The following is a 12,293-nucleotide window of genomic DNA, read 5'->3' as shown; positions in this document are numbered from 1 at the left end:
AACAGAAAACTATGATGAAAACAATGGTAAAAAGACAGGAAGCAAAAAAGAACCAGGAGAAAACTTTAAAGAGAATGATGGCTTATCAGAAGAAAGCCGAGCAGATGGTCAGTAGAAAAAGAGTGAACCATCACATGATCAGAAAGGGGTAAAAGCGTATGATGAACAGAAAAGAATTTTATGAATATGTCAAAGACAATGTAAAGGAGTATCTGCCAGAGTCTTATAAGGACGCAGAAATTAAACTGCAGGAAGTAGAAAAAAACAACGGTTTGAAGCTGACAGGTATTACGATTCCAAACGGAGATCAGAGAATCGTACCGACAGTCTATCTGGATTCCCTCTACCAGGAATATATCCATGGAAAAGATGTAGACTCTTGTGTTAGCGATGTGGCTGATATGCGTATTGAGGCACAGGGAAAAGCAGAATTTTTTGATATGGGAGTTCCAGATATTCTGGATTATGAAAAGATGAAGGACAAATTACAGATGAGAATTTGTGATAAGGAATGGAATACCGATCTTCTTGCAGATAAAGTAGTCACAGAACACGGAGATTTTGCAGCTTATTATGCAGTAAATCTGGAGGAAAATGGAGAAGGGATCAGCAGTATTCCGGTAACTGTTTCTCTGATGAACGAGTGGGGAGTATCTGCCGAACAGATTCAAGCGGATGCGATGGTGGCAGACCGAAAACGTGGTGTCACACTTATGGATATGAATGAGATTATCAAATCTATGATTTTTGGTGAAGAACCAGAAAACCTGCTGAATGAAAAAATGGATATGGAAGCCATGGAAAACCCAATGTTCTGTCTGACAAACAAAGCTAAGATGAATGGAGCGTCCCTGTTACTGCAGGAAGATATTCGTAAACAGATTGGGGAATGCCTGGGAAGTGATTACTTTGTCATCCCATCTTCCATTCATGAAGTGCTGATTCTTCCTGATAACGGCATTTTTCAGGTTCCGGAATTAAATGCGATGGTACAGGAAGTCAATGAGACAAAGGTGGAGAGACAGGAGCAGCTTTCCGATAAAGTTCAGTTTTGTGATGGGAAAACGGCAGTTATGGAAAATGCTGAGCGTAGGGAAGCTCGTTTGGAGAAAGAAAAAGCAGCCGAAAAAGCGGAAGTAAAAGGTGGAATCCATGGAAGACTGGAGAAAGCTAAGGCAGAAATCAAGGCAAAAGAGGGAGACAAAGTGCCAAAGAATAAGTCAAAAGAGCTTGCCACAGCATTATAAAGAGTAACAACGATGATTTTAAGGGGACTGTGCTAAGCAGTCCCTGATTTTATGAAAAGGAGTAGCGCATGGCAAATAAATTATATGCAATGGAACAGCTGACGGAAGAGGTGGCAAAAGATGTAGCTGCCAGTCCGCAGGAATGGATGCGGTTCCTAAACACTGCATCCAGACTGTACAAATACACTTTTCCAGAACAGCTTTTAATTTATGCACAGCGACCGGAAGCAACTGCCGTAGCATCCATGGAAATCTGGAATCAGAAGATGTACCGCTGGATCAAAAAGGGATCCAAAGGGATTGCCTTGATTGACAATACTTCCGGACCGAAAACGAAACTTCGGTATGTATTTGATGTGCAGGACACTTATAAAGTGCGGAATCTTGGAAAGGATCCTCAGTTATGGAATCTTCCGGTGGAAGGAGAACAGCTGGTGGCAGATTATCTGCAGGAGCAGTTATCACTGGAAGATACAGAAGGAGGACTTGCTGAAAGTCTGCATCAGGCAGCGAAGGAGAGTATGCAAGAATGGCTTCCAGATGCATTGGAAGAACTGAGACTGGACGTAACAGGGACATTTCTGGAAGAACTGGACGAACAGAATCAGGAAGTCGAATTTCGGGAACTGATGACCAATAGTGTCTGGTATGTATTACTAAACCGGTGTGGACTGGATGCACAGGAATATCTGGATGCAGAGGATTTTCGGCATATTACGGACTTTAATCAGCTGATAGTATTAGGACATCTGGGAAGTGCAGTCAATGAGATCAGCAGACCAGTCCTGATGCAGATTGGACGATATGTGCTGAATAATCTGGAAAATGACCTGAAAACGGTTGCAAAAGAAAAAGAAGTAGTCTATAATGAATTTAACACGTTAATGCGTGAAAACAGTACAAATAAAACAGAAGATAGAGAAGAAAATAAGGAGGAAACAGACTATGAGAGAGATCACTTACAGCCAGAACGGAGAGTATCAGATTCCAGATATCAGCCTGGAAGAGACGAGAGGAACCATCGGGAAGTATGGAATGATGAGGAAAGAGTATCTGAGAAATCACAAGGTAGCAAGGTTCAACATTCTGACTCTGCAGAACCGTCTGGACAGTCATCTGATGGAGATCGACAGTCAGGCAAGACAGAGAGTAGACAACCTGATGAACGAACTTCTGGAGAAAGATCCGGCACCGGACAAGATGGCAGACACAATGGCGTGGACCAGACACATGAACCAGATCAAAGCACAGGCAGAGGAACTGGTGATTCAGGAGATTATTTACAGTTAAGCCTGTTCCCAACAGAAGAGGAACAGTTAGGGGAAATAAGGAAAGCGGCAGCTGCATTAGAACAGCCAGCCGCTTTTCTTATTTCTGATGAAGTGGTAGACGATATTCTCCGAACAGGAAGCGGACAGAAAAATACGCTGTTTCACATTACTGCAAGATTGATTGAGGGTCTGGACAATGAAGAAATGCAAAGCTTCCTGAAAGATGAATATAGAACTGGAGGAAAAGGATTTACCATAGATGGTCAGAAAATCAGTATCTGGTACGACAACGATGGTATCCGTATCCGGAGAGGTGATTCTGCCAGAAGAAACTTTGACCGTATCGTTACGTGGGAAGAAGCCGCTGACAGAATCCGAGATATGTATGAGGAGGGAAATTACGTTGATAATCTTATCTCCAATAATGCTATCGAGCAGGAACAGAAAGAAATGACAGATCTTCTGGCACTCCATTTCCGTGATACGAGCAGAAACAGAGAAGAACGGTTGTCTTATTCTGACTGGCAGGATGTAGTAGGGGCGGCTTGGACAGATTCGGAAGAAGCAGCTGCGACAGCCTATCGTTTTGAATGGCTTCAGGAAGATATGGAAAAGAATCCAGAAGATTATCATCGCTGGGAAATACAGCATAATCCTGAATATTTCCAACGTTATAAAGATCTCCAGAGGGAGCGTTCCTGGGTGGATCAACAGTTTAAAGTAGAGCGACCGGCTCTATCCTTTATCACACAGGATGAAATTGATGCAGTGTTAAGAAGAGGCGGTATTACTGCCGGAGGACGTAACCGAATCTATGAGTATTTCATGGAGCACCATGATATGAAAGATGCAGCTGAGTTCCTGAAAAATGAATATGGAACAGGTGGTTCTTCACCCGGAATACCAGGAGCAGATGCTTCTGACGCATCCCACGATGCAAAAGGATTAAAGCTTGGAAAAGGGAAGATTGGCAATCCAGAGGTAGAAGTTTTATTAAAGTGGAATAAGGTTGCAAAACGTGTTCGCCAGTTAATCCGCACAGATGATTATTTGTCACCGGAAGAAATGGAAAAGTACGAAGAGCGACAGGAAGCACAAAGACTGGCAGACCTGGAAGAAGCACAGCAGATGTTAGGAGAACAGCTGGAACAGGATACTTTTACAGCGGAAGATATAACGGATCTGCGACTAGTTGATTCAGAATATATGTCCGGTACCAGAACAAAAATCTATGATTTTGCTTGCAAAGTTAAGGGAGAAGAGAATCGACTTCAATACACATTAGAATATCATGATGATGGAGAAGGTTTCACGATTCATACGGAAAAAGATGATATTTGGGAGCGAATGTCAACACAAGAATTGGAACGTCTGGATGTAAAACTTGGACAAGAAGTACTTTATTATCATTATCACAACAAAACAGTAAATGCGGATACCTTAGATAAATTACGGGAAATCAAGGAAGAAATCATGGAGGAAGAGTCTTCCTATTTTACTGCTATTTCTAAACGTGTGTGGACAGATTATGATAAAAAAGAAAAAGAACTGTCGGGAGAAGTTGAGGTATCGGAAGAAAAAGAATCATTGGAAGAGATTAACGGAATAGCAGAACTGATTCCAGCAACGAACTTCCATATCACAGATGATGAACTTGGACAGGGAACACCGAAGGAGAAATTCCGAGCCAATATCATGGCTATCCAGCTGTTAAAGAAATGTGAGGATGAGAACCGCAATGCAACACCGGAAGAACAGGAGATTTTATCCAGGTACGTCGGCTGGGGAGGGCTTGCAGATGCATTTGATGAGACAAAAGCTGCATGGGAGACAGAATATCTGGAATTAAAGACTGTTCTTACAACAGAGGAATATGCTGCAGCCAGAGCTTCCACCTTAAATGCTCATTATACACAGCCGATTGTGATTGAAAGTATCTATCAGGTGTTGGAGAATCTGGGATTTACAAAAGGAAATATTCTGGAGCCATCTATGGGAGTCGGGAACTTCTTTGGAATGCTTCCAGAGAATCTAAACCAGTCCAAACTTTATGGTGTGGAACTGGACAGTATCAGCGGTAGAATTGCAAAGCTGCTCTATCCGGATGCCAATATTCAGATCAAAGGTTTTGAGAAGACGGATTATCCAAATGATTTTTTTGACGTGGCGATTGGAAATGTGCCATTTGGTGCATACAAGGTCAATGACCGTCAGTATGATCGCTACAATTTTATGATCCATGATTACTTTCTCGCCAAGACGATAGATCAGTTACGTCCAGGCGGCGTGGCGGCATTGATTACAACAAAGGGAACCATGGATAAGGCATCACCGGAAGTTCGGAAATATCTGGCAGAGCGAGCAGATCTGCTGGGCGCAATCCGACTGCCGAATACAGCTTTTAAGGCAAATGCAGGAACAGAAGTCAGTGCTGATATCCTGTTTTTCCAGAAGAGGGAAAGCCTTACGAAAGAAATGCCGGAATGGATAAATCTGGATAGTGATGTCAATGGCATTACAGTCAATCAGTATTTTGTTCAGCATCCGGAAATGATTCTGGGTGAAATGAAAGAAGTGTCCGGTCCGTATGGTATGGAAACAACCTGTGCGCCAATGGAAGGAGCAGATCTGGAATTACAGTTACAAGAAGCTGTGAAACACATTCAGGGAAGCATGATACCGGCAGTAGATGTGGAGACAGAACTGGATGAGATGCCAGAGAGTATTCCTGCAGATCCGAATGTGCGAAATTACAGCTATACAGTGGTAGATGATCAGGTATATTACCGAGTCAATTCTTTGATGAATCAGGTGAAAATGCCTGCCGTCACTGCAGAACGTGTGAAAGGCATGGTTGCAATCCGTGATACCGTCCGGGAGTTGATTGCCATGCAGATGGAGGAATCTGTTACAGACGAAGAAATCCAGAAACAGCAGGAGAAACTGAATCAAGTATATAATACTTACACAGCAAAGTATGGAGTCATTGGAAGTAATGCTAACAAACGTGCATTTTCTGATGACTCTTCTTATTGTCTGCTGTGTTCCCTGGAAGACTTGAATGAAGATGGAACATTGAAGCGAAAAGCAGATATGTTTACAAAACGAACCATCAAAAGGGCAGTAGCAGTAACCAGCGTAGAAACAGCGACAGAAGCGTTAGCATTATCTTTGAATGAAAGAGCAAAGGTAGATCTGACCTATATGGCACAGCTGACTGGAAAGACAGAAGAAAAAATCACGGAGGAACTGGTTGGAGTTATCTTTAAGAATCCATTGACAGACCAGTGGGAAAGCGGAGATGAGTATCTGTCTGGAAATGTCAGGGATAAATTAAACGCTGCGAGAACCTTTGCAGAGAATCATCCGGAATTTACACCGAATGTCCGTGCTTTAGAGGCAGTTCAGCCGAGAAATCTGGAAGCATCCGAAATTGAGGTGCGTGTTGGAGCTACTTGGATCGAACCTTCAGATTATCAGGATTTTATGACGGAACTGCTTCATACGCCGTGGTATCTTGCACAGAAGGAAATACAGGTTAAATTCTCTGAGGTAAATGGTGAGTGGAGGATTACAGGAAAGAATGCCGACAGTCCAAGAAATGCGTTTGCCTATGCAACGTATGGAACTGAGAGAGCAAATGCCTATAAGATTCTGGAAGATACCCTGAACCTGAAAGATGTACGCATCTATGATAAGAGTGTCAATGAAAATGGTGATGAGATCCGTGTCCTTAATAAGAAAGAAACCATGCTGGCATCACAGAAGCAGGATGCAATGAAAGCAGCATTTAAAGACTGGATTTTTAAAGACCAGCAGAGACGAGAGAGGCTGGTAAAAGTGTACAATGAACGATTTAACAGCATCCGTCCCCGTGAATACGATGGCAGTCATTTAACTTTCCCAGGAATGAACCCGGAAATTGAACTTCGCCCACATCAGAAAAACGCTGTTGCACACCAGCTTTACGGAGAGAATGTGCTTCTTGCTCATGTAGTAGGAGCTGGGAAGACCTACGAAATGGTAGCGGCGGCAATGGAAAGTAAAAGACTGGGATTATCACAGAAGAATCTCTTTGTCGTGCCAAACCATTTGACGGAGCAGTGGGGAGCAGAATTCCTGCAGTTATATCCGGGAGCCAATATCCTGGTAGCAACCAAGAAAGATTTTGAACCAGCAAACCGAAAAAAGTTCTGTGCCAGAATCGCTATGGGGAATTATGATGCCATTATCATTGGACATTCCCAGTTTGAGCGTATTCCAATCTCTGATGAGAGGCAGGAAGCTATGCTGCGGAAGCAGATTGATGATCTGGAAATGGCAATCCAGAGTGCAAGGTATGAACAGGACGGCGGACGTTATACTGTCAAACAAATTGAAAAGACCAGAAAAACACTGCAGACAAGGCTGGAAAAACTGAATCAGAAAGAGAAAAAAGATCAGGTAGTTACGTTTGAAGAACTAGGAGTGGATCACTTGTATGTCGATGAAGCACACAGTTATAAAAATGCGTTTCTCTATACAAAAATGAGGAATGTAGCTGGGATTGCACAGAACGAAGCACAGAAGTCGGCGGATATGTTCAATAAATGTCAGTATCTGGATGAGATTACCGGAGGAAAAGGCATTACCTTTGCTACGGGCACACCGATCAGCAATAGCATGACGGAATTATATGTTATGCAGCGGTATCTGCAGAACAGCAAATTGCAGAATATGGGACTTGGATTGTTTGATTCCTGGGCTTCCACTTTTGGAGAAGTTGTCACGAGTATCGAACTTGCACCGGAAGGAACAGGATATCGAGCAAAATCAAGATTCGCCAGATTCTATAATATCCCGGAACTGATGAATATGTTCAAGGAGATTGCAGATATCAAGACTTCCGATCAATTAAAGCTTCCAGTGCCGGAAGCGGAATATGAAACAGTGGTGCTGAAACCAACGGAACAGCAGAAAGAAATCGTAGAAAGCCTTGGAGAACGTGCAGAAGTTGTCAGAAACGGAGGGGTAGATGCCTCGGTCGATAATATGCTAAAAATCACCAATGACGGAAGGAAGTTAGCACTGGATCAACGTTTGGTGAATGAATTATTGCCAGATAATCCAGAAAGTAAAATAGCAGTTTGTGCAGAGAAAAGCTATGAAATATGGAAAGACACAGCAGCACAGAAATCCGCACAGTTGATTTTCTGTGACTTGAGCACACCGAAAGGCGATGGCAGTTTTAATGTTTATGATGACTTGAAGCAGAAACTGATGGAGAAAGGTGTACCGGAAAAAGAGATTGCTTTTATTCATGATGCAAATACAGAAGTAAAGAAGACGGAGTTGTTTGGAAAAGTAAAATCCGGACAGGTTCGTTTTTTGATTGGTTCAACAGCAAAAATGGGTGCTGGAACCAATGTGCAGGACCGTCTGATCGCCCTGCATCATCTGGATATTGGTTGGAAACCATCTGACTTGGAACAGAGGGAAGGACGTATTATCCGTCAGGGAAACCATAATAAAAAGGTTCATATCTTCCGGTATGTAACAGAATCCACATTCGACAGTTATATGTGGCAGTTGATCGAGAATAAGCAGAAATTCATCTCCCAGATTATGACGAGCAAAGCACCGGTCAGAAGTTGTGAAGATGTGGACGAAGCGGCGCTGTCCTATGCAGAGGTCAAAGCACTTGCAACCGGAAATCCGGCAGTAAAAGAGAAGATGGCATTGGATGTGGACGTGGCAAAGTTGAAACTTTTAAAAGCCAACCACATGAATAATCAGTACCGTTTGGAAGATGACATTGCAAGGAATTTTCCGCAACAGATTGCAAAACTGATGGAGATCATTGACAGCTACAAGGCAGACATCGCTCATTTTTCTGAGCATAAAATCACAGATCCAGAGCAGTTTTCTATGGAAATCAGTGGCAAAGTGTTCACAGAAAAGAAAGAGGCAGGTATGGCACTTCTGGCGGTCTGCAAAGACATTAAGTCTGTAGATGCAGCTATGGACATTGGAAGCTATCAGGGATTTAATATGAGAATCCAATTCGACAGCTGGAACAAAGAGTTTATCCTGTCTGTAAAGCATGAATCGGTAGCTAAAGTTCGGTTGGGAGCTGATGCTTTGGGAAATATCACTCGTATCAATAATCTTTTGGAAAGTTATCCGGAGAAACTGGCAGAAGCAGAACAACGGCTGGAAACGGTACGGGAGCAGATGACAAATGCCAAAGAGGAAGTCGGGAAGCCATTTCCAAAAGAAGAGGAACTGAACCAAAAACTGGAGCGTCTGTCAGAATTAAATGCACTTCTCAATATGGATGAACGGGAAGATACAGAAACAAAGCAGGCGGAATCAAAAGAGAAAGAAGAAAGACCGGCACGAGGTTCTATCCATGAGAAACTGCAGATTTACAAAGAAAAGAGTCAGCGGGAAAGTGAAACTGGCAAGGAAACCAGAAAACGGGACTTCGGTCTGGAATAAGTAAACAGGAAAGATGGCATAATTTGGTAGAAGAAGGTTCTGCCGGTTATGCCATTTTTTAGAACACAGGAGAAATTTGAATGGCGAGAAATATGATAACAGGAAAAGAAACGCAGAAAATGCAGGAATATACTAAGGAACAGATCAGTCAGGCAGAGCGTAGAGGCATAGAATTTCCAACAGATGTAAAAGAACAGCTTTTTGAATATGCGAATCTGATCGGCGAGGAAGAGAAAGTTAGGACTCTGGTAAGAAATCTGGCAGATGCATTGAGCAAGGCAGATGAAGAAGGTGTAGAGGATCTACTGGATGATGCAAAAATGGATATTCAGGAACTGCCGGATCCAACCATAGGCAAGCTGGAATTACGTGATTATGGATATACGGCAGAAGATATGGTATCGCTCAGAAAAGAAGCAGCCTTAGATTATCACAGGATGGGTTCTAAGATTTATTGCCTGGGTAGCGATGGCAGCAAGGGAGAATATGCAAGCAAAGAAATGATACAGGCACATAAAGGTCTGTTTGGCATGGAATTACAGATGTGGGAACGGATAAGGGATCAGGATCTGGATTATGCCGATGAAGATTTTGGAGCATTTCAGGAGCCTATGAGTGTCATTGAGCAGGAAGAAGCACTGAAATTATACGATGCTGGAGCAGATATCTATCTGATCACTAATTTTTCATCACCGGTCTATGCCACGGAACGCATGGAAATCGAACGAGGACCGGAGCATTATCAGATGTCCATGGCAGAACTGGAGCGTTTCCGTAACCTGGAACGGGAAATGCAGAAATATCCGCAGATTCAGTCTTTGAAAGAGGCAAACCTGTTGTTAGGAACAAGGCGAACCTTTGGTATTTATCAGATCAAGGACGATTCACCGGGTGAAAACTATGCATTTATGAATATGAGCTTTATTGAAAGTCATGGTGTGCAGATAAAAAAAGAAGATTATAAGCTGGTCTATGTTGGCGAATTACTGGGAAATATGTCACTGGATGATATTTTTGAAAGGTTCAACATTGACAGACCGGAAGATTTCCGTGGGCATTCCCTGTCAGTCAGTGATATCGTAGTTCTGAATGACGGGGAAAAAGTAACTGCTCATTTTGTAGACAGTATCAGTTTTGAACAGCTGGATTCTTTCCTTAATCTGGAAGAACAGGTTCTCAGTGAACTGGCATATGAGGTAGGAGAACGTTACTTTGCTATTCAGAGGACAGAAGAAGGATATGATTATTCCTTTTACGATGAAGATTTCCGCTTGATGGATGGTGGCGTCTATGAGAATGATGAAAATTCTATTGAAGAAGCGGCAGAGGAACTTCTGGAAGATGAAGGTTGGACTGGAGAACGCACCCGTAGGGATTATGATCGGCTGATGGAAAAAGTAGAAGAAATGGATGAAGTTGTAATGGCAGAAATTCAGAAAAGCCAGGGAGAATATAAGCCATTGGCAAAGGTGGAGGAACTGGAAGAGGCAAATTACAACATGATTGACAATGTACTCAACAATATGCCACCGAAGAAAGAGCCTTATCTGGAATACTTTGCCGCAGAATGCGATGAGTTCCATGATATGGGAGCTTATGAAAAAAGTATAGATGTTAATCAGGTTGCTGCAGTCTATGAAAAATATAGAGAGAATCCTGAAAATGCCTATCGAGTATGCAGTATGGGGATTATCTATCGTGATCCGGAAGACAGTTACTATGATGACGCTGAATTTGCAATCGTAAAAGGAAATACAGTGTTTGGAAATCTGATGGATGATGTTCGGTTTTATGGAGAACTTGCACTGGTACGGGAAGGGATTGAGAAAATTCATGAAGCATTGCCGGACTACAAGTATGTACCGATGAGGGATGTTCGAGAAGCAATGTATCCAGAGAAGATGACCACAGAACAGCTGGCAGAGGCATTGGATGAGATTGCAGAAGCTTTTGATCCGTATGAGTATCGAGACAATGTGGAGCCGGGAGAAAATACGGTACAGGAAGTAATGCTGGATTTGCGAAGTGGAAATATTCATTCCTATATTTCGTATCTGAAGGATATTGTAGATGAAAAATGCAATCTGTCTGTTCGTGCAGGTGTATTGATGGAAAGACTGAAAGCCTATGAACCAGAGCTTCCAAAGGATATGGAACCAATGGTGTATGTAAACTATTGTGAAGAGAGTGGTCTCATGAATCCAAGATGTCAGAGGTTATCCGAGCTGGATGCAAAAACAGCAGAAATGGATAAAGAATGGTATGCAAAACGTGATCCGAAGGCAGAAGAACCTACAAAAATCGCAAAGATATATGTGACGGTGTATTATGCGGAAAAAGGTGAACAGATGCTGCATCATTTCAAGAAGTCAATGGATATTGGAAATGGACATGGAGGTATTGTGAGTCAGTTGAAGTATGATAATGAAATGAAGCTTACAGATGAGTATTGGATCAAATACCAGAAAGGCAAAGGAAGTGAAGAGTTCCAAAAGTATATGGAAGATTTGACAGACATGCAGAACCATGTGCTTCCATATCTGCAGAGCTTTTGCAACCTGGAAGAAAAAGGCGTGAAGGAGAGACGAGAACAGCAGATAGCAGAAAGAAATGAAGGAAGAATAGATGAGCGAGTAACAAGTACCGAAGTGAATGTAGTGGTTAAGGATGGAGGAAAAATAGATAGAAAACCAGCACAGAAGAAGCAGGCGGTAGATGGAAAAGATAAGAAATTATCCATTCATGAACGGCTTGAGATTAATAAGAGGATTATTCAAGAAAAGCAGGGAAAAGATAGGCCGGAGAGAGGGGCTGATAAGTATGTGAATAGATAAGAGCATTTGTAAGTAGCGACAAAAAGGATTTCCAGAAATCGTTATGATTTTTGGAAATCCTTATTTAGGTAAAAATTCAATAATATCTTGAACAGAACAATGTAGTATTTGACAAAGAGCATCAATTGTGTTTGTTGATACTGATTCACCGGCTTTGAGCCTTCGGATTGTTGAGCTACTAATTCCACCCTTAACCTGAAGGGTATAAGTTGATGCACCAACTTTCTGCATGGTATTCCATAATGGTTCATAGGAAATCAATGAATATATGCCTCCCTTTTTATATTGACATATATTCATTATTGCCTATAATGGTAAATAAGTGTGATAGGCAATATTGCCTATATTAAAGTAAATAATAATACCTTACAGAATAAGGTATTATTTTCGTAGAGTATCAAACTCTCGGTAACAGGCTCTATTTTCCTTGGAAATACGACACTTTTTCAAAATATAGACGG

At 42.1% G+C, this 12,293-nt stretch carries 5 protein-coding genes; 4 read left to right on the top strand and 1 reads right to left on the bottom strand.

The annotated features are described in order from the left end of the window. Nucleotides 1–11: 11 nt before the first annotated feature. The 4 genes from NE638_RS01405 (at nucleotide 12) to NE638_RS01390 (ending at nucleotide 11,832) form a co-directional block, all read left to right on the top strand. Entirely contained in the window at nucleotides 12–152 is a 141-nt protein-coding gene (locus NE638_RS01405; protein ID WP_170962603.1) for a hypothetical protein, read from the top strand. Nucleotides 153–158: 6 nt separating this feature from the next. Next, nucleotides 159–1,247 (top strand): DUF5688 family protein, encoded by a 1,089-nt coding sequence (locus NE638_RS01400; protein WP_148463343.1) that lies wholly within the window; start codon nucleotides 159–161, stop codon nucleotides 1,245–1,247. Between the two features lie 68 nt (nucleotides 1,248–1,315). Then, nucleotides 1,316–8,998, top strand: coding sequence for a DEAD/DEAH box helicase family protein (locus tag NE638_RS01395; RefSeq protein ID WP_173745689.1), 7,683 nt, complete (start codon nucleotides 1,316–1,318; stop codon nucleotides 8,996–8,998). Nucleotides 8,999–9,078: 80 nt separating this feature from the next. Further along, nucleotides 9,079–11,832: a YodL domain-containing protein gene (locus NE638_RS01390; protein WP_173745688.1), complete on the top strand. Its 2,754-nt coding sequence runs from the start codon at nucleotides 9,079–9,081 to the stop codon at nucleotides 11,830–11,832. Nucleotides 11,833–11,892: 60 nt separating this feature from the next. On the opposite strand, the gene NE638_RS01385 is transcribed toward NE638_RS01390, so the two are convergent. Next, the gene (locus tag NE638_RS01385; protein WP_244094787.1) at nucleotides 11,893–12,063 is read right to left on the bottom strand and encodes a helix-turn-helix domain-containing protein; all 171 of its coding nucleotides are present in this window, start codon (nucleotides 12,061–12,063) and stop codon (nucleotides 11,893–11,895) included. Between the last annotated feature and the right edge of the window lie 230 nt (nucleotides 12,064–12,293).

Source organism: Blautia sp. MSK.18.38 (assembly GCF_024460535.1).
GTDB classification, from domain to species: domain Bacteria; phylum Bacillota; class Clostridia; order Lachnospirales; family Lachnospiraceae; genus Blautia_A; species Blautia_A fusiformis.
Note: the sequence above shows the minus strand (reverse complement) of the source record. Positions and strands in the feature narration are given on the sequence as shown.